At 72.4% G+C, this 18428-nt stretch carries 17 protein-coding genes and 1 riboswitch; of the genes, 7 read left to right on the forward strand and 10 right to left on the reverse strand.

Annotation, left to right across the window (positions count from 1 at the left end; genetic code table 11):
• Window positions 1–2: 2 nt before the first annotated feature.
• Window positions 3–1268 (forward strand): FAD-binding protein, encoded by a 1266-nt coding sequence (locus tag ACH47Z_RS16395; RefSeq protein WP_399073984.1) that lies wholly within the window; start codon window positions 3–5, stop codon window positions 1266–1268.
• A 15-nt stretch (window positions 1269–1283) separates the two neighbouring features.
• On the forward strand, window positions 1284–2021 hold the full coding sequence (locus ACH47Z_RS16400) for a decaprenylphospho-beta-D-erythro-pentofuranosid-2-ulose 2-reductase (RefSeq protein WP_399073986.1): 738 nt from the start codon (window positions 1284–1286) through the stop codon (window positions 2019–2021).
• A gap of 6 nt (window positions 2022–2027) precedes the next feature.
• On the opposite strand, the gene ACH47Z_RS16405 is transcribed toward ACH47Z_RS16400, so the two are convergent.
• The 3 genes from ACH47Z_RS16405 to ACH47Z_RS16415 all read right to left on the reverse strand — a co-directional run bounded on the left by ACH47Z_RS16405 (window position 2028) and on the right by ACH47Z_RS16415 (window position 5811).
• Window positions 2028–2612 (reverse strand): 2'-5' RNA ligase family protein, encoded by a 585-nt coding sequence (locus ACH47Z_RS16405; protein ID WP_399074237.1) that lies wholly within the window; start codon window positions 2610–2612, stop codon window positions 2028–2030.
• Window positions 2613–2739: 127 nt separating this feature from the next.
• The gene (gene trpS, locus ACH47Z_RS16410; protein ID WP_399073988.1) at window positions 2740–3819 is read right to left on the reverse strand and encodes a tryptophan--tRNA ligase; all 1080 of its coding nucleotides are present in this window, start codon (window positions 3817–3819) and stop codon (window positions 2740–2742) included.
• 540 nt (window positions 3820–4359) lie between these two features.
• A complete protein-coding gene (locus ACH47Z_RS16415; RefSeq protein WP_399073990.1) occupies window positions 4360–5811 on the reverse strand; it encodes a glycine hydroxymethyltransferase in 1452 nt (483 codons plus the stop codon).
• Between the two features lie 32 nt (window positions 5812–5843).
• Window positions 5844–5932, reverse strand: a riboswitch (ZMP/ZTP riboswitch).
• 92 nt (window positions 5933–6024) lie between these two features.
• Between ACH47Z_RS16415 and rocD the strand changes: the two genes are divergently transcribed.
• A complete protein-coding gene (rocD, locus tag ACH47Z_RS16420) occupies window positions 6025–7236 on the forward strand; it encodes an ornithine--oxo-acid transaminase (protein WP_399073992.1) in 1212 nt (403 codons plus the stop codon).
• On the opposite strand, the gene ACH47Z_RS16425 is transcribed toward rocD, so the two are convergent.
• Window positions 7233–8417: a glutathionylspermidine synthase family protein gene (locus ACH47Z_RS16425; RefSeq protein WP_399073994.1), complete on the reverse strand. Its 1185-nt coding sequence runs from the start codon at window positions 8415–8417 to the stop codon at window positions 7233–7235. The two genes, rocD and ACH47Z_RS16425, sit on opposite strands and share 4 nt — an antisense overlap.
• A 14-nt stretch (window positions 8418–8431) precedes the next feature.
• Window positions 8432–8782, reverse strand: a complete 351-nt coding sequence (locus ACH47Z_RS16430) for a hypothetical protein (protein ID WP_399073996.1) — start codon at window positions 8780–8782, stop codon at window positions 8432–8434.
• A gap of 119 nt (window positions 8783–8901) precedes the next feature.
• Between ACH47Z_RS16430 and ACH47Z_RS16435 the strand changes: the two genes are divergently transcribed.
• Window positions 8902–9732 carry a DMT family transporter gene (locus ACH47Z_RS16435; protein WP_399074239.1) on the forward strand — a complete coding sequence of 277 codons (831 nt, stop codon included), beginning with the start codon at window positions 8902–8904 and terminating at the stop codon, window positions 9730–9732.
• A gap of 23 nt (window positions 9733–9755) precedes the next feature.
• Here the strand turns inward: ACH47Z_RS16435 and ACH47Z_RS16440 are convergent, their stop codons facing one another.
• Window positions 9756–11144: a PLP-dependent aminotransferase family protein gene (locus ACH47Z_RS16440; protein ID WP_399073998.1), complete on the reverse strand. Its 1389-nt coding sequence runs from the start codon at window positions 11142–11144 to the stop codon at window positions 9756–9758.
• Between the two features lie 47 nt (window positions 11145–11191).
• Here ACH47Z_RS16440 and ACH47Z_RS16445 point away from each other — a divergent pair, with 47 nt between their 5' ends.
• Genes ACH47Z_RS16445 through ACH47Z_RS16455 form a run of 3 tightly spaced genes read left to right on the forward strand, consistent with a single transcriptional unit; the run spans window position 11192 to window position 12851 of the window.
• Window positions 11192–11692 (forward strand): carboxymuconolactone decarboxylase family protein, encoded by a 501-nt coding sequence (locus tag ACH47Z_RS16445; RefSeq protein WP_399074000.1) that lies wholly within the window; start codon window positions 11192–11194, stop codon window positions 11690–11692.
• Window positions 11689–12129, forward strand: coding sequence for a carboxymuconolactone decarboxylase family protein (locus ACH47Z_RS16450; RefSeq protein ID WP_399074002.1), 441 nt, complete (start codon window positions 11689–11691; stop codon window positions 12127–12129). Before ACH47Z_RS16445 ends, ACH47Z_RS16450 begins: the two co-directional genes overlap by 4 nt.
• The gene (locus tag ACH47Z_RS16455) at window positions 12126–12851 is read left to right on the forward strand and encodes an isocitrate lyase/phosphoenolpyruvate mutase family protein (RefSeq protein WP_399074004.1); all 726 of its coding nucleotides are present in this window, start codon (window positions 12126–12128) and stop codon (window positions 12849–12851) included. Before ACH47Z_RS16450 ends, ACH47Z_RS16455 begins: the two co-directional genes overlap by 4 nt.
• Window positions 12852–12857: 6 nt before the next feature.
• Here the strand turns inward: ACH47Z_RS16455 and ACH47Z_RS16460 are convergent, their stop codons facing one another.
• Genes ACH47Z_RS16460 through ACH47Z_RS16475 form a run of 4 tightly spaced genes read right to left on the reverse strand, consistent with a single transcriptional unit; the run spans window position 12858 to window position 18418 of the window.
• Entirely contained in the window at window positions 12858–13811 is a 954-nt protein-coding gene (locus tag ACH47Z_RS16460; protein WP_399074006.1) for an ABC transporter substrate-binding protein, read from the reverse strand.
• 1 nt (window position 13812) lies between these two features.
• Complete coding sequence (locus ACH47Z_RS16465; protein WP_399074008.1) at window positions 13813–15741, reverse strand: ABC transporter permease; 1929 nt, start codon at window positions 15739–15741, stop codon at window positions 13813–13815.
• On the reverse strand, window positions 15741–16865 hold the full coding sequence (locus tag ACH47Z_RS16470; RefSeq protein ID WP_399074010.1) for a glycine betaine/L-proline ABC transporter ATP-binding protein: 1125 nt from the start codon (window positions 16863–16865) through the stop codon (window positions 15741–15743). The genes ACH47Z_RS16465 and ACH47Z_RS16470 overlap by 1 nt, the downstream gene beginning before the upstream one ends.
• Window positions 16862–18418 (reverse strand): GMC family oxidoreductase, encoded by a 1557-nt coding sequence (locus tag ACH47Z_RS16475; RefSeq protein ID WP_399074012.1) that lies wholly within the window; start codon window positions 18416–18418, stop codon window positions 16862–16864. Before ACH47Z_RS16475 ends, ACH47Z_RS16470 begins: the two co-directional genes overlap by 4 nt.
• Window positions 18419–18428 lie beyond the last annotated feature (10 nt).

The raw sequence follows: 18428 nt of genomic DNA on the forward strand, positions 1-18428 counted from the left end.
ACATGCCTGCAGACACGGTTTCCGTCATCCGTCCGCGGACGTACGAGGAGGCCGCGGCCGCCGTCCGCGCGTGCGGGGTGCGCGGTGCCGTCGCCCGGGGCGGCCCGGACCGGGCGCACGGGGACGCGGCACGGAACGCGGGCGGCGCCGTCCTCGACATGACCGGCCTCGACCGCGTCCATGTCGTCGACGCGGCCGAGGGCATCGTCCTGTGCGACGCCGGCGTCACGCTGCACCGGCTGGCCGAGGTCCTGCTCCCGCTCGGCTGGTCGGTGCCCGTCCTGCCCGCCGCCCGGCACGTGACCGTCGGCGGGGCGATCGGCGCCGACCTGCACGGCGCCGACCACCCGGTCGCCGGTTCCTTCGGCCGCCAGGTGCTCGCCCTGGAGCTGCTCACCGCCGACGGGGAGGTCAGCGCGGTCCGCCCGGGCACCGAGCTGTTCGAGGCGACCGCCGGCGGGCTGGGCCTGACCGGGGTGATCCTGACGGCCACCATCCGGCTGCTGCCGGTGGAGACGGCGTACCTGACCGTCGACACCGAACGCGCCCCCGGCCTCGACGAGGTGCTGGCCCGCCTGACAGCCACCGACCGGGACGACCGCCGTTACGCGGCCGCCCGGATCGACCTGACGACGCGAGGCGCGGCCACCGGACGCGGGATCCTCACCCGCGCCGGCCACACCCCGCTCGACGCCCTCCGCGCCACGGGCACGCGCGCGTGGCGCCCACTCCTCCCCTTTCACCTCCCGCCCCTCGACTCGCTCCTCCCCGCCACCATCCGGTACCGCAGGGCGCCACGCGCGCGCACCGGCGAACTCCGGCCGCTGTCCGTCTACTTGACCCCGTCGGACACCTTCCCGTACGTCCGCGGCGGCCGCGTGCGCTACCAGTTCGCCGTCGGCCACGGCCAGGAGGAGACCCTGCACCGCGTCGTGCGGCGCCTCGCGGGCCGGCGGCTCCCGTCCTGCCACGCCGTCCTGCAGCGGCTCGGGGACGCCGGGCCCGGCTGGCTCTCCCTCACCGCGCCCGGCTGGTCGCTGTCCCTGGACCTCCCCCTCGCGCTGCCGGGGCTCCCCGGCTTCCTCGACGGACTCGACGAGGAGGTCGCCGCGGCCGGCGGCCGGGTCGGCCTCGCCCGGGACTCCCGGCTGCGCCCCGACCTGCTCACCGCCATGTATCCCCGCGCGGCCGACTTCCGCGCCCTGCGCGCCCGGCTGGACCCGCGCAGAGTGTTCGCCTCCGACCTGGCCCGCCGACTCGCCCTCTAGCACCTAGGAACTGACGTGAAGGACGCCTTCGGTCTCCCCCAGTCCCTGCTCGTCCTCGGCGGCACGTCCGAGATCGCGCTGGCGACCGCGCGCCGGCTGGTCGCCCGCCGCACCCGCACGGTGTGGCTGGCCGGCCGCCCCTCGCCCGCGCTGGAGGAGGCCGCCGCGCGCCTGCGCGCGCTCGGTGCGGACGCGCGCACGGTCGGCTTCGACGCCCTCGACCCCGACTCCCACGAGACCGCCCTCGGCAAGGTGTTCGCCGAGGGCGACATCGACCTGGTGCTGCTCGCCTTCGGCATCCTCGGTGACCAGGCCCAGGACGAGCGCGACCCGGCCCGCGCCGTGCGGGTCGCCCAGACCAACTACACCGGGGCCGTCTCCGCCGGCCTGGTCGCCGCCCGCGCCCTCCAGGCGCAGGGCCACGGCTCCCTGGTGGTCCTCTCCTCCGTCGCCGGGGAACGCGCCCGCCGCGCCGACTTCATCTACGGCTCCAGCAAGGCCGGCCTCGACACCTTCGCCCAGGGCCTCGGCGACGCCCTGCACGGCACCGGCGTCCACGTCATGGTCGTACGCCCCGGATCGGTCCACAGCCCGGAAACCCCGTTCGCCACCACCCCGGAGGCGATCGCGACCGCCATCGAACTGGGCCTGCGCCGCCGTTCGGAGACGGTGTGGGTACCGGGCGTGCTCAGGGTGGTGATGTCGGCGCTACGGCACACACCGCGCGGGCTTTTCAGGAGGCTGCCGATCTGAGCGGTCCTACCGGCTGGCGATCGTCCCGCGTTCCATGCCGACGCTCCCCGCCTGCGGAGGCACCACCGCTCCCCCGAACGTGTACTCCCGCAGCTTGCGCCAGACCTCGTCCGGGCCCTGTTCGTAGAGGGCGAAGCCGGTGCAGGGCCACTCGGCCTCGAAGACGGACAGCTCCTCGAAGGCGCGGTCCATCGCGGCCTCGTCGATGCCGTGGGCGACGGTGACATGCGGGTGGTACGGGAACTGCAGCTCGCGCGCCACCGGCCCGGAGGCGTCCCGCACCCGCTGCTGCAGCAGGCCGCAGTCCTCGGCGCCCTGGACGACGCGGAGGTAGACGACGGGCGTCAGCGGACGGAAGGTGCCCGTGCCGCACAGCCGCATCGGGAACGGGCGGCCGGCCGCGGCGACGTCGACGAGGTGCGCGTCGACGGCCGGCAGGTCGGCCGCCTCGACCTCGGTCGGCGGCAGCAGCGTGACGTGCGTGGGGATGCCGTACGCCGCGGCGTCGCCGAAGCCCGCGCGCCGCTCCTGGAGCAGGCTGCCGTGAGGCTCCGGGACCGCGATCGACACGCCGATCGTTACGGTCCCCACGTCGTCTCCTGTCGTCTTCTCGGCCGACTCGTCCGGGCCGTCGGTTATCGACTGTACGGCCACGGATGTCCTGTGGGCAGGCGCAAAGGAAGTGATGTGCAGCGCTCCGTCCGGTGCGGCAGCCGGCTCAGTGCTTCGCCGGCAGGAAGCCCACGCGGTCGTACGCCTGGGCGAGGGTCTCCGCGGCGACGGCGCGTGCCTTCTCCGCGCCCTTGGCGAGGATCGAGTCGAGCGTCTCGGAGTCGTCCAGGTACTGCTGGGTGCGCTCCTTGAACGGCGTCACGAACTCGACCATGACGTCGGCGAGGTCGGTCTTCAGGGCGCCGTACATCTTGCCCTCGTACGCGCGCTCCAGGTCGGCGATGGACTTGCCGGTGAGCGTCGAGTAGATGGTGAGCAGGTTCGACACGCCCGGCTTGTTCTCCGCGTCGTAGCGGATCACGGTGTCGGTGTCGGTGACGGCGCTCTTGACCTTCTTGGCGGTGGTCTTCGGGTCGTCGAGCAGGTTGACGAGGCCCTTCGGCGTGGAGGCCGACTTGCTCATCTTGATCGACGGGTCCTGGAGGTCGTAGATCTTCGCCGTCTCCTTGAGGATGTACGGCGACGGGATCACGAAGGTCTCGCCGAAGCGGCCGTTGAAGCGCTCGGCCAGGTCGCGGGTCAGCTCGATGTGCTGGCGCTGGTCCTCGCCGACCGGCACCTCGTTGGCCTGGTACAGGAGGATGTCGGCGACCTGGAGGATCGGGTACGTGAACAGGCCGACGGAGGCCCGGTCGGCGCCCTGCTTGGCGGCCTTGTCCTTGAACTGGGTCATCCGGCCGGCCTCGCCGAAGCCGGTCAGGCAGTTCATGATCCAGGCGAGCTGGGCGTGCTCGGGGACATGGCTCTGCACGAAGAGCGTGCAGCGGTCCGGGTCCAGGCCGGCGGCCAGCAGCTGGGCGGCGGCGAGCCGGGTGTTGGCGCGCAGCTCGGCCGGGTCCTGCGGGACCGTGATCGCGTGCAGGTCGACGACCATGTAGAACGCGTCGTGGGTCTCCTGAAGGGCCACCCACTGGCGGACGGCGCCGAGGTAGTTGCCGAGGTGGAACGAGCCGGCGGTGGGCTGGATGCCGGAGAGCACGCGCAAAGAACCCAGCGTGGCGGAGCCACTCCTTTGAGGGTGGTGGTGGGCGACGGGCGGGCGGTCAGCAGAGGCCATGGTGCCCATTCTCGCAGGTGCGGGAGAGCGGTCCGAAACGGATGGGAAACAGCCGCGCACCGATCCCGTCCCGGGGTGTACCGAGGGTGACCAGCCGGATCTGGCGCCGGTCGTCACGGGGGACACGGGGGCGGACCCGGGCGCTGCGCTCCGGCGAGCCGGATTTCACCCGTCCGCGTGAGCTGCCGCGGCCGGACCTCACGGGCACCGAGCGGGTGCCGCAGGTCTGGCCGGACGGGCGGTTGTCCGGCGGTGCGGGTCACCGTGCTGTGAGGTCTGACGGGGGTCGGCGGGTGGCCGTAGACGCATCGGGCACCGGCGGCGGTGTTCCGGGAGGCTGAGCGGACGCGCCTGCTGGGGCCGGCGGTGGCGGCGAGCGAGCCCGGTGCCCGGGACCGGGTGCCGGAGGGGTGTGGTGGGCGGCGGCCGGGCTGGTCGCCGGGGCCGACGGCGGGCTCCTGGCCGGCCGTCGGGCGGCCCGGAGAGGTGCCGGGCCGGCCGACGGCGACGAGCCGCGTCAGGAGCCGATCGACCTGTGCCCCGGGGCGGTCAGCCCAGGTCGACCTCGGGGTAGAGCGGGAAGCCGGCCACCAGGTCGGTCGCCCGCTGGGCGATCTCCTGGGCGACCTTCTCGTCCAGCACGTGGGCGGCCTTGGACGGGGCGCCCGACTTCGTCGTGCCCGGCTCGGTGGTGGTGAGGACGCGGTCGATCAGGCCCGCCACCTCGTCCATCTCCGCCGTGCCCAGGCCACGGGTGGTCAGGGCGGGGGTGCCGATGCGGATGCCGGAGGTGTACCAGGCGCCGTTGGGGTCGGCCGGGATGGCGTTGCGGTTGGTCACGATGCCGGAGTCGAGCAGGGCCGACTCCGCCTGGCGGCCGGTGAGGCCGTACGACGTCGCCACGTCGATCAGGTTGAGGTGGTTGTCCGTGCCGCCGGTCACCAGCGTGGCGCCGCGCCGCATGAGGCCCTCGGCCAGCGCGCGGGAGTTGTCGACGATCCGCTGGGCGTAGTCCTGGAACGCGGGCTGCCGGGCCTCGGCCAGGGCGACCGCCTTGGCGGCCATGACGTGCGGGAGCGGGCCGCCGAGGACCATCGGGCAGCCGCGGTCGACCTGGTCCTTGAGGGAGTCGTCGCACAGCACCATGCCGCCGCGCGGGCCGCGCAGCGACTTGTGGGTGGTCGTGGTGACGATCTGGGCGTGCGGGACCGGGTCGAAGTCGCCGGTCAGGACCTTGCCGGCGACGAGGCCCGCGAAGTGCGCCATGTCGACCATGAGCGTCGCGCCGACCTCGTCGGCGATCTCGCGCATGATCCGGAAGTTCACCAGACGGGGGTACGCCGAGTAGCCCGCGACGATGATCAGCGGCTTGAAGTCGCGGGCCTGGGCGCGCAGCGCGTCGTAGTCGATGAGGCCGGTGGCCGGGTCGGTGCCGTAGGAGCGCTGGTCGAACATCTTGCCGGAGATGTTCGGGCGGAAGCCGTGGGTGAGGTGGCCGCCGGCGTCCAGGGACATGCCGAGCATGCGCTGGTTGCCGAAGGCCTGGCGCAGCTCGGCCCAGTCGGCCTCGGAGAGGTCGTTGACCTGGCGGGCGCCGGTCTTCTCCAGGAAGGGCGCCTCGACGCGGTCGGCGAGGACGGCCCAGAAGGCGACGAGGTTGGCGTCGATGCCGGAGTGCGGCTGGACGTAGGCGTGCCGGGCGCCGAACAGCTCACGCGCGTGCTCGGCGGCGAGGGCCTCGACGGTGTCGACGTTGCGGCAGCCGGCGTAGAAGCGGCGGCCGACGGTGCCCTCGGCGTACTTGTCGCTGAACCAGTTGCCCATCGCCAGCAGCGTGGCCGGGGAGGCGTAGTTCTCGGAGGCGATCAGCTTGAGCATCTCGCGCTGGTCGTGGACCTCCTGGCCGATGGCGTCGGCGACACGCGGTTCGACGGCACGGATCACGTCGAGGGCGGCGCGGAAGGCGGTGGACTCGGTGGAGAGGGGCTGCTGCTCTGGCATGAGGACCTCCGGACGGCGTGTGTACAGCGTTCACGTTCGGCCCAGGCGCACGGCACACATCACACTCGGGCCGCTCCCTGATGGTCCGTCCCATCCCAGCGCGCCAGTCACGGCCCGCCGGTCAGCCTACCGGGCACACCGGCTCCGACAGGCCCCACGTCCACCATGCGAGCGAGGATGGAAGGGGGACGGCCCTCGTATCCGGGAGAGATCATGACCACCGCCGAAGATCTCATCGCCGCCGCCGACGCGCACTGCGCGCCCACCTACGATCCGCTGCCCGTCGTGGTCGCCACGGCCGAGGGGGCGTGGCTGACGGACGTGGAGGGCCGTAGGTATCTGGACATGCTGGCCGGGTACTCGGCGCTCAATTTCGGCCATGGCAACCGGCGGCTGATCGAGGCGGCGAAGGCCCAGCTGGACCGGGTGACGCTGACCTCCCGCGCCTTCCTGCACGACCGGTTCGCGGCCTTCTGCGCCGAGCTGGCGGAGCTGTGCGGGATGGAGATGGTGCTGCCCGCGAACAGCGGCGCGGAGGCGGTGGAGAGCGCGATCAAGACGGCCCGGAAGTGGGGGTACCGGGTCAAGGGCGTGCCCGCGGAGATGGCGAAGATCGTGGTCGCGGGCGGCAACTTCCACGGCCGTACGACGACCGTGATCAGCTTCTCGACCGACCCGGAGGCCCGCGCGGACTTCGGGCCGTACACACCGGGCTTCCAGATCGTGCCGTACGGCGATCTGACCGCGATGCGGTCGGCGCTGACCGAGAACACCGTCGCGGTGCTGCTGGAGCCGGTCCAGGGCGAGTCCGGGGTGATCGTGCCGCCGGAGGGCTATCTGCCGAAGGTGCGGGAGCTGACCCGCGAGCGGAACGTGCTCTTCGTCGCCGACGAGATCCAGTCGGGGCTCGGCCGCACCGGGCGGACCTTCGCGTGCGAGCACGAGGGTGTGGTGCCGGACATGTACGTGCTGGGCAAGGCGCTGGGCGGCGGGATCGTGCCGGTGTCGGCGGTGGTGTCGAGCGCGGCGGTGCTCGGGGTGTTCCGGCCGGGCGAGCACGGCTCGACGTTCGGCGGGAACCCGCTGGCCTGTGCGGTGGCCCTCGAGGTGATCGCGATGCTGCGCACCGGCGAGTTCCAGGCGCGCGCGGCCGAACTGGGCGAGCGGATGCACCGGGCCCTGGCCGCGCTGCCGGCCACCGGCTCGGTGACGGCGGTACGGGGACGGGGGCGCGGGCTGTGGGCGGGCATCGACGTCGCGCCCGGGCTCGGCACCGGCCGGCAGGTCGCGGAGCGGCTGCTGGAGCGCGGGGTGCTGGTGAAGGAGAGCCATGGGGCGACCATCCGGCTCTCGCCGCCGCTGGTGATCGGTGAGGCCGACCTGGCCTGGGGGCTGGAGCAGCTGTTGGCCGTCCTGGGTGTCTAGAGGATCACGTGGGGCAGGAAGCGGGCGTACTCGTCCGTGATCAGGCCCGACGACTCCCGGATGCCCAGGCCCGCCGGTTCGTCGCGGACGACCCAGGCGCCCAGGACGACGTGGTTGCCGTCGAAGGCGGGGAGCGGGGCGAGTTGCTGGTAGCAGCAGGGTTCGTCGCGGAGTGCGGCCGGTGCGCCCGGCTGGTGCACGGTGACGCCCTCGCCCTCGCGGCCCAGCAGGGGCTTGGCGACGTAGCCCTCGGTCCCGGCCAGTTCGCGGGGGCCGTCCAGGTAGGCGGGGAGGAGGTTGGGGTGGCCGGGGTACAGCTTCCAGAGGATCGCCAGCAGGGCCTTGTTGCTGAGCAGCATCTTCCAGGGCGGTTCGATCCACAGGGTGCTGCCGGTGCCGCCGCCGTTGTCGAGGGTGCCCAGGACGTGCCCGGCGAAGGCGTCGGTGGTGAGCCACTCCCAGGGGTAGAGCTTGAAGATGCCGCGGATGAACCGGAGTTGGTTGTCCACGAAGCGGCCGGAGAGGGTGTCCCAGCCGATCTCCTCCATGGCCAGCCAGTCGGTGTCGAGCCCGGCCTGCTCGGCGGTCTCCTTCAGATAGGCGACCGTCATCAGGTCCTCGCCGAGTTCGTCGGCCGAGGAGTGTGCGAAGTGCAGCGGGGCGCCCGGGGGGAGGAGCGCGGCCTGGGTCCGCCAGGCGTCGACGAGGCGTTCGTGCAGGGAGTTCCACTGGTCGGCGCCGGGGAAGCGGTCCTCCATCCAGAACCACTGTGGGGAGGCGGCCTCCACCAGTGAGGTCGGGGTGTCGGCGTTGTACTCCAGGAGCTTCGCCGGGCCGGTGCCGTCGTAGCGCAGGTCGAACCGGCCGTAGATGGAAGGGAGTTCGGCCCTGCGCCGCCAGGCCTCGGTGACGACGGCGGCGATGCGCGGGTCGGTGATGCCGAGGTCGGCGAGGCGGTCCTCGGCGACGATGTGCTCGGCGGCCGCGAGGCACATGCGGTGCAGTTCCGCGACGGTCTCCTCCAGCGCCTCGACCTCGTCCAGGGTGAAGACGTAGTGGGCGCTCTCGTCCCAGTAGGGGCGCAGCGAGCCGTCGGGGTGGCGGGTGAGCGGATAGACGAGCCCCTGCTCCTCGACGATCCGCTGCCAGCCGGGGCGAGGGGTGATGCTACGGCGTTCCATGCGATGGCTCCCGCTCAGCCGCCGGAGCCGTGGTGGCCGCCGCCGAAGCCGCCGCGGTGGACTCCGTCATGGTCACTGGAGGAACCGCCGGAGCCGGAGCCCTTGCGGGGCTTGGTGAAGGAGCCGCCGTCCACCCAGGAGCCCTTCTTCTTGCCGCCGTAGTACCAGTCGGCGTTCACGGCCGCCTTGGTGGTCTTGCAGTTCTTGTCGGAGACGACCTTGTAGCCCTTGGCGAGGTTGTAGCTGCCGCGGTCGACGCAGCGCTTGTCCGGCTCGGACGAGCAGGCGGTGAGGGCGGCGGCCAGCAGGCCCACGCCGCCGAGGACGACCGTGCCGGAACGCAGCCGGCGGCGGGTGTCAGCCATGATCGTGTCTCCCCCGTGTGTTCGTCGGACTGTCGGCTCAGCCTAGAGAACGGTAAGAGCGCAGACCGCAGTGGGTGACCGGATCGACCTTCTCCTAAAGTCCCTTTGTGCTCTTTGGAATGGTGTGCGCCCTTGGCGCGGCGGTCTGCTTCGGTACCGCGACGGTGTTGCAGGCGGTGGCCGCGCGGACGGCCGGTACGGGCAAGGGGGGCGAGGCCGCACTGCTGCTGCGGGCGCTCAGGCAGTGGCGGTACATCGCCGGGCTGGCGCTGGACGGGCTCGGCTTCCTGTTCCAGATCGCGGCGCTGCGGTCCCTTCCCATCTACGCGGTCAGCGCCGCCCTGGCGTCGAGCCTGGCGGTGACCGCGGTGGTCGCGGCACGCCTGCTGAAGGTGAGGCTGAGCGGCACGGAATGGGGTGCGGTGGCCGTGGTCTGCGCCGGGCTCGCGATGCTGGGACTCGCGTCCGGGCCGGAGGGCAGGGAAGACGGCTCCGACACCTTGAAGTACGTGATGCTCGCCGTGGCGGCCGGCATGCTGCTGCTCGCCCTCGCGGCCGGCCGCCTGTCCGGACCGGCGCGGGCACTGGCGCTCGGCCTCGGCGCCGGTTTCGGGTTCGGGGTGGTGGAGGTGTCGGTCCGCCTGATCGACAGCCTCGCACCGGTGACCCTGCTCACCAACCCGGCGACGTACGCCCTGGTGATCGGCGGAGGCGCCGCGTTCATACTCCTGACCTCGGCCCTGCAACGCGGTTCGGTGACCACGGCCACGGCCGGCATGGTGATCGGCGAGACCATCGGCCCCGCGGCGGTGGGCGTGGTCTGGCTGGGGGACCGTACGCGGGACGGTCTGACCTGGCTGGCGGTGCTGGGCTTCGCCGTTGCGGTCGCGGGAGCGATGGCCCTCGCGCGCTTCGGGGAGGCGCCGGTGGTGGAGGAGCAGTCCGTCTGAGGCGGGCTTCGGCTCGTTCGGTGCTACGGCAGCACCCTGCACAACGCCTCCAACGCCCCCGCCCACGCGCTGTCCGGCGGTGTCGCGTACCCCACCACCAACGCGTCCATCTGCTCGGCGACGGCCTCCGGATGGCGGTAGACGGAGAGGCCGTGGAGGGCCAGGCCCTGCCAGGCCGCGGCTTGGATCACGGACTGTTCCAGGCCCGGGGGGAGGCGGAGGACGGCGTGGAGGCCTGCGGCGATTCCCGTGACCGTGACCTCCGGGGCGCGGGCGGTGACCGAGGCGGCCAGGGCGTCGCGGCGGCGGCGGTAGCGCAGGCGGGAGGAGCGGACGTGGCGGTCGTAGGCGCCGGAGGTGAGGAACTCGGCCAGGGTGAGCTGTTCCAGCGCTCCCACGGTGTCGACGCCGCCCTTGGCCGCGGCGGCCTCCTCCGCCAGGGACGGCGGCAGCACCATCCAGCCCAGTCGCAGTCCGGGCGCGAGGGACTTGCTGGCGGTGCCGAGGTAGACGACGCGGTCGGGGTCGAGGCCCTGGAGCGCGCCGACGGGCTGGCGGTCGTAGCGGAACTCGCCGTCGTAGTCGTCCTCCAGGATCAGGCCGCCGGTGCGTCGCGCCCAGTTCACGACGGCGGAGCGCCGGTCGGGATGGAGGGGCATGCCCATGGGGAACTGGTGCGCGGGGGTGAGCAGGACAGCCCCCTCGGTGGTCAACGGGCGTGGATCCGTGCCGAGTTCGTCGTACGGCAGCGAGGGGGTGGCGAGGCCGGCGTCCCGCAGCAGTGCCCGGTGCGGGGCGAGGCCGTACGACTCCACCGCCACCGTCCGCACCCCACGCGCCCGCAGCACCGTGCCGAGGATGCGCAGGGCCTGCGAGAAGCCCGCGGTGATCACGACGGTCTCCGGGGCGGCGCGGACGCCCCGTGCGCGGGCGAGGTAACCGGCGAGGGCGGTGCGCAGCTCGGGCCGGCCGCGCGGGTCGCCGTAGTCGAGGGCGTGGAAGGGGGCGGTGGCCAGGGCACGACGGGCGGCCTTGAGCCACTCGGTGCGCGGGAAGGCGGCCAGGTCGGGGGTGCCGGGGATGAGGCTGTGGGCGGGGCGGGCGGGTTCGCGGTGGTGGCGGGTGGCGGCGGCCGGCGGGACCACCGCATGGTCCGTCACCCGGGTGCCCGAGCCCTGCCGGGCGGTCAGCCAGCCCTCCGCCACCAGGTCGGCGTAGGCCTCGGCGACGGTGTTGCGCGCGATGCCGAGGTCGGTGGCGAGGCTGCGGGAGGAGGGCAGCCGGGTGCCGGGAGCCAGCCGGCCGGTGCGGACGGCGTCGCGCAGGGCATCCGTCAGGCCCCGGCGCAGGCCGCCGGAGCCGGTCGGTTCGAGGTGCAGGTCGACGCCCAGAGTGGCCCAGGATTCCGCCATGGGAATGGACCATACTCCTGGGCAGCCTCGCTCCTAGGGTTGAGGACATGAGCACCGCAGAGGAAACCGTCGAATACGCCACCGAACACGCACCGCGGCTGCGCTGGGCCCAGCACGCCCCCGAGGTCTACAAGGCGATGATCCGCCTGGACACCGCGGCCAGGCAGGGGCTGGACCCCAAGCTGTACGAGCTGGTGAGGATCCGCGCCTCGCAGATCAACCGCTGCGCGTTCTGCCTCGACATGCACACCAAGGACGCACTCGCGGCCGGCGAGAGCGTGGAGCGGATCGTGCAGCTCAGCGCGTGGGAGGAGTCGCGGCACTTCTACACCGGGAAGGAGCTGGCGGCGATCGAGCTGACCGAGGCGATCACCGTGCTCACCGACGGCTTTGTGCCGGACGAGGTGTACGACAGGGCCGCGAAGCACTTCGAGGAGGCCGAGCTGGCCCAGCTGATCGCCGCGATCACGGTGATCAACGCGTGGAACCGGTTCGGCGTGACCACCCGGATGACCCCGGGCCACTACCAGCCGGGGCAGTACAAGTGAGCCGTACCCAACTGCTGGACCCGAAGGTCGGGCAGGCGATGTCCGCGCTCAGCGCGACCGCCAAGAAGGGGCTCGGCGATCCCGCCCTGGCCGAACTGGTCATGATCCGTGCCTCGCAGATCAACCACTGCGCGTTCTGCCTCGACATGCACCTCCGGCTCGCCCGGAAGAACGGGGAGTCGGAGGAGCGCGTGCAGCTCCTCAACGCCTGGGAGGAGACCGAGGACCTCTACAGCGAGCGGGAGCGGGCCGCGCTGGCGCTCACCGAGGCGGTCACCCTGCTCACCGACGGCGTGTCGGACGAGGTGTACGAGCGGGCCGTGCGACACTTCACCGAGGCCGAACTCGCCCATCTGATCGGCCTGATCACCGTCATCAACGGCTGGAACCGTCTGATGGTCAGCCGTCGCGTCCCGCCAGGGGGGTACCGGCCGTGACCGACCAGGTCGATGTGTTCCGCGCGCTGCATCTCGGACGCGCCCAGGGCGATCCGCTGGTCCTGCCCGGCCCCTGGGACGCGGCCAGCGCCCGGGTGTTCGTGGAGGCCGGGTTCCCGGCGCTGGCCACGCCGAGCGCGGGGGTGGCCGCGTCGCTCGGGTACGAGGACGGGTCGGTCCCGGCCGACGAGATGTTCGCCGCCGTCGCCCGGATCACCCGGGCCGTGGACGTGCCGGTGTCGGCGGACATCGAGCGCGGGTACGGCCTCGCGCCGAAGGAGATCGTGGAGCGGCTGCTGGAGGCCGGTGCGGTCGGCTGCAACCTGGAGGACTCGGCGGACGGTGCCTTGAAGGACCCGCGTGAACAGGCCGACTTCCTCGCCGAGTTCGTGTCGGCCGCCGCCGGGCGGCTGTTCCTCAACGCCCGCGTCGACACCTTCCTGCACGGCGAGAAGGACCCCGAACGGGCCATCGAGCGGGCCGCGTTGTACGTGGCGGCGGGCGCGGACTGCGTCTATCCGATCTTGGCCCCGGCGGCCGTACTGCCGCTGCTGCGGTCCGGGATCCAGGGCCCGCTGAACATCGGCGCCCGCCTGGACGGCAAGGGCCCCTCGCTCGCCGAACTCGGCGAACTCGGGGCCACCCGCATCACGTTCGGACCGGGACTCCAGCGCTGGGCGACGCTGGCCCTGCAGGGGATGGCCGAACACCTGAAGAAGTAGGCGCGGTCAGGACAGCCACTTCTTCCACACATCGGGGTGGCTGTCCACCCACTTCTTCGCCGCGTCCCCGGGCGACAGCTTCTGGTCGGCGATCACCAGGGAGACCTCGTTCTGGTCCTCGGTGGTCCACCGGAACTTCTTCAGGAAGGCCGCCGCCTTGCCGCCGGACCGGGCGAAGCCGGCGTTGAGGTACTTCTGCAGCGGGGTGTGCGGGTAGGAGCAGGCGACCTTCGCCGGGTCCGCGTCGCAGCCGTCCTTGTACGGCGGGAGCTTCACCTCCGTCATGGGGACCTTCTTGAACAGCCACTGGGGCGCGTACCAGTAGGTCAGGAACGGCTTCTTCTCCTTGGCGAACTGCTTCATCTGGGTGATCTGCGCGGCCTCGGAACCGGCGAAGACGACCTGGTAGTTCAGCTTCAGGTTGTTCACCAGGGCCTTGTCGTTGGTGACGTAGGACGGGGAGCCGTCCATCAGCTGGCCCTTGCCGCCGCTCTCCGCCGTACGGAAGAGGCCGGCGTACTTGTTGAGGTTCTTCCAGTCCGTGATGTCCGGATGCTGCTCGGCCAGGTACGTCGGCACGAACCAGCCGATGTGGCCGGTCACCCCGAGGTCGCCGGCGCGGGCGATGGTCTTCTTGTCCTCGACGTACCGCTTCTCCTGGTCCGGGTGGCCCCAGTCCTCCAGGATCGCGTCGACCCGGCCCTGACTGAGGGCGTCCCACGCGGGCACCTCGTCGACCTGGACGGTGTCGACGCGGTAGCCGAGCTTGTGCTCCAGGAGGTACTGGGCAACGGCCACGTTGGACTGCGCGCCGACCCAGGACTGCACGGACAGGGTCACGGACTTCGCGCCCTGGGCGTTCGCGAAGGGCGAGGCCTGCTTGGTCATGTCGGCCGCGCCGCAGCCGGTGGCCAGCCCCAGGACGGCGACCGCGGCCGGGATGGTCGTACGAACGCGCATGTCAGGCTCCCTTCCTCGGACGGCGCTCGGCCGGCTGGGTCACCCGGTCCAGCATCAGGCCCAGGCAGACGATGGCGGCACCGGCGACCAGGCCGGTGGCGAGGTCGCCCTGGGCGAGGCCGAAGGCGACGTTGTAGCCGAGGGCGCCGCCGCCGACCAGACCGCCGATGATGACGACGGCCAGCACCAGGACCACGCCCTGGTTGACGGCGAGCAGCAACGCGCGCCGGGCGAGCGGGAGTTGGACCTGCCACAGTTGCTGGCGGCCGGTCGCGCCGAGCGAGCGCGCCGACTCCAGCGCGGCCGGGTCGACCTGGCGCAGGCCCTGCGCGGTGATCCGGACGACGGCCGGCAGCGCGTAGACGACGGCCGCGGCGACGGCGGGCGCGCGGCCGACGCCGAACAGCGCGACGACCGGGATCAGGTACACGAACTGCGGCATCGTCTGGAACACGTCCAGCACCGGACGCAGCGCGCGCTCCACGCGGTCGCTGCGGGCGGCGGCGATGCCGGTCGCGAAGCCGAGGACGAGCGTGACGGCCACGGCGGCCAGCACCTGGGAGAGGGTGTCGAGGGCCGGGGCCCAGACCCCGAGCACGCCGATCGCGGCCATCGCGAGGACGGCGGTCAGGGCGGTGGCCCAGGTGCCGATCAGCCAGGCCAGGGCGGCGACGATCAGCAGCACCGACCACCAGGGCAGCCACTGCAGGCCGCCGCGGACCGGGTCCAGGATCCAGGTGGTGAAGTGGCCCGCCCAGTCGGCCGTACCGCCGACGACCGGGACGCCGGAGTAGAGGTGGGCGGTCATCCAGTCGACGGCGCGGTTGACCGGTGCGGCGATGCCGAGACTCCAGCCGGTGGGCCAGTCGAGGCCGTGCAGGAGGCGGGTGGCCAGGGCGACCGCGACCGTGACGGCGAGGGCGTACGGCCAGCCGATCGTCCGGGGGCGCGTCGTACGGTCGCCTCCCGCCGCCGCGGTCACCCGGTCCAGGACGATGGCGAGCAGCACGATGGGGATGCCGGCCGCGAGGGCCTGGCCGACGTCGACCGAGGCGAGCGCCTGGTAGACGCGGTCACCGAGGCCGCCGGCGCCGATGACCGAGGCGATGACGGCCATGGACAGCGCCATCATGATCGTCTGGTTGAGGCCGAGGAGGAGTTCTCCCCGGGCCAGCGGGACACGGGCGGTCAGCAGCCGCTGGCGGCGGGTGGCGCCGAGTGACTCCACGGCCTCCAGGACCTCGGGGTCGGCGCCGCGCAGGCCGAGCGCGGTGAGGCGGGCCATCGGCGGGGCGGCGTAGACGACGGTGGCGAGCACGGCCGCGGGGACGCCGATGCCGAAGACCAGGACGACGGGGAGGAGGTAGGCGAAGGCGGGCAGCACCTGCATGGTGTCCAGGACCGGGCGCAGGGCGCGGTCCAGGCGGTCGGAGAGGCCGGCGGCGAGACCGAGTACGGCTCCCACGGCCACGGAGGCGAGCACGGCTACGACCATGAGCGCGAGGGTCTGCATGGTCGGCACCCACATGCCGAGCGCGCCGCAGGCCAGGAAGGCGAGTGCCGTGCCGGCGGCCAGCCGGACTCCTGCCACGCGCCAGGCGACCAGGGCGCCGAAGACCGTGACGCCGGTCCAGCCCGCGGCGAGCAGGGTGAGGTAGACGGCGCGGACGGAGAGGACGACGACGTTGCTGACGTAGCCGAAGAAGTACAGGAACAGGGGGTGGGTGTCCCGGTTGTCGATGACCCAGTTGCTGGCGCCGGCGAGGGGTTTGGAGAGGTCGACGGTCAGGTGGTGGGGCCAGGTTCCGCCGTGCAGAAGGGGCAGCAGTACGGCGGTGAGGAGCGCGAGCAGGAGCAGTTTCGCTGCGGCTCGGTTCCTCAGGAGCGCGGGTTTGCCGGTGCGGGAGGCCGGGACGGTGAGCGTGGCCATCAGACGGCCTCCGGGCTGGTGCGGGGGCCGGACGGGGTCGCCGCGGCCGGTGAGCCTGCTACGACGTCCAGCAACTGCTCGTGGTCGACCACTCCGAGGCACCTGCCCTCGTCCATGACCCGGGCCGGTGACCCGGTCCGGGCCACCGCCTCGATCGCCTCCGCGACGGTGGCCTCCGGGCTGACCGCCGGGCCGTTGCCCGTCTCCTCCGCGGCCGCGGGACGCATCGCCGTACGGACCGTCATCACCTGCTCGCGCGGCACGTCCCGGACGAACTCGCGGACGTAGTCGTCGGCCGGGGCGCCCACGATCTCCTCCGGCGTGCCCAGTTGGACGACCTTGCCGTCGCGCATGAGGGCGATGCGGTCGCCCAGCCTGAGGGCCTCGGTGAGGTCGTGGGTGATGAAGACCATCGTGCGGCCCTCCTCACGGTGCAGGCGGGCCACCTCGTCCTGCATGTCACGGCGGATGAGGGGGTCCAGGGCGCTGAACGGCTCGTCGAACAGGAGGACCTCCGGATCGACCGCCAACGCCCGGGCCAGGCCGACCCGTTGGCGCTGGCCGCCGGAGAGCTGGCTGGGCTTGCGCTTCTCCATGCCCTCCAGGCCGACCTTGGCGACGAACTCGGCGGCGCGCTCGCGGCGTTCGGACTTGCCGACGCCCTGGATCTCCAGGCCGTAGGCGACGTTGTCGAGGACCGTGCGGTGCGGGAGCAGGCCGAAGTGCTGGAAGACCATGGCGGCGCGGTGCCGGCGCAGTTCGCGCAGGCGGGTCCTGTCCATGGCGCGGACGTCCTCGCCGTCGATGGCGATGGTGCCGGCCGTCGGTTCGATGAGCCGGGTCAGGCAGCGGACCAGGGTGGACTTGCCGGAGCCGGACAGGCCCATGACCACGAAGACCTCGCCCTTGCGGACGTCGAAGGAGACGTCCCGGACGGCCGCCGTACAGCCCGTGCGGGCGCGCAGGTCGGCGGGGTCCAGCACACTGAGCTGCGGGTCGGCGGGGATCCGCGCCGGCTTCGGGCCGAAGACCTTCCACAGCCCGGAGACGGAGAAGACGGGCGTGTCGGTGCCGGTGCCGGTGGGCGGCTTGCGGGTCGGGACGGTGGGAGTCGTGGCGGTCATCGCACATCACCGCCAACCGGGCCGACGGCCTTCTCTCCGATCAGGTCCACCGCCCTCTCCCCCACCATCAGCACCCCGATCATCGGGTTCACCGCGGTCATCGTCGGGAAGACGGAGGCGTCGGCGATGCGGATGCCCTCCAGGCCACGGATCCTCAACTCGGGGTCCACGACCGCGAGTTCGTCGTCCACCGCGCCCATCTTGCAGGTGCCGGCCGGGTGGTAGACGGTGTGCGCGACCTTGCGGGCGTACTCGCTCAGTTCCTCGTCGCCGGTGACCTCCGGGCCGGGGGCGACCTCGCGCTTGAGCCAGCCCGCGAGAGGCTCGGCCCGGGCGATCTCGCGGGCGATGCGGATGCCGTCGACCAGGGTCCGGCCGTCGTAGTCGTCCTCGTCGGTGAAGTACCGGAAGTCCAGCGCGGGCTTCACCTCCGGGTCGGCGCTGGTCAGGTACAGGCGGCCGCGGGACCTCGGCTTGGGGATGTTCGGGGTCATCGAGACGCCGTACCGCGGGCGTTCGTAGCCGAGGCGCTCCGGGTTGTCCGTGAACGGGATCTGGTAGAAGTGGAACATCAGGTCGGGGCCCGGGTTTTCGGGGTCGCGCCGGACGAACAGGCCCGCGTCGGAGTCCATCGCGGAGTTCTCCGGGATCGGCCCGTGGGTCTCCCAGACGATCACCGACTCGGGGTGGTCGAGCAGGTTCTCGCCGACGCCCGGCAGGTCGTGCACGACGGGGATGCCCAGCTCCTCCAGGTCCTCGCGGGGGCCGATGCCCGAGTGCAGCAGCAGGCGGGGGGAGTCGACGGCGCCGGCGCACAGGACGACCTCGTTGCGGGCCCGTATCAGCAGCTCCTCGCCGTCCTTGGTGCGCACGTGGACGCCCTCGGCGCGGGTGCCGTCCAGCTCCAGCCGGTACGCCCAGGTCTCCAGGAAGACCGTCAGGTTGGGGCGCTCGTCCATCACCGGGTGCAGGTACGCCACCGACGCCGAGGACCGCTTGTTGTTCTCGGGGTGGTAGGCGAGGTCGAAGAAGCCGGCGCCCTCGGTGAAGGGTGTGCGGTTGAAGCCCTCGACGCGCGGGACGCCGAGGGCGGCCTGGGCGGCGTCCACGAAGTCACGGGCGATGGCGTTCCGGTCCTTCTCGGCCACGGAGACGATGTTGTTCTTCAGCCGGGCGAAGTACGCCTCCATCGGCACCGCGCCCCAGCCCTTGGCGCCGGCCTGCTCCCACTCGTCCCAGTCGGACGGGAGCGGCTTGAAGGAGATGAGGGTGTTGTGCGAGGAGCAGCCGCCGAGGACGCGGGCGCGGCTGTGCCGGATGTGGGAGTTGCCGCGGGGCTGCTCCACCGTCGGGTAGTCGTAGTCGAGGTCGCCGCCGAGCAGGCCCATCCAGCGGCGCAGGGTGAGGACGTCGTCCCGGCCGACGTCGCTGGGGCCGCCCTCGATGACGGCGACCGTGACGTCCGGGTTCTCGGTGAGGCGGGAGGCGATGACGGAGCCCGCGGTGCCGCCGCCGATGACGACGTAGTCGTAGAGGTGGGGGGTGTGGGACATGGAGGTACTC

Source organism: Streptomyces sp. NPDC020192, from assembly GCF_044388685.1.
In the GTDB taxonomy this organism is placed as follows: Bacteria; Actinomycetota; Actinomycetes; order Streptomycetales; family Streptomycetaceae; genus Streptomyces.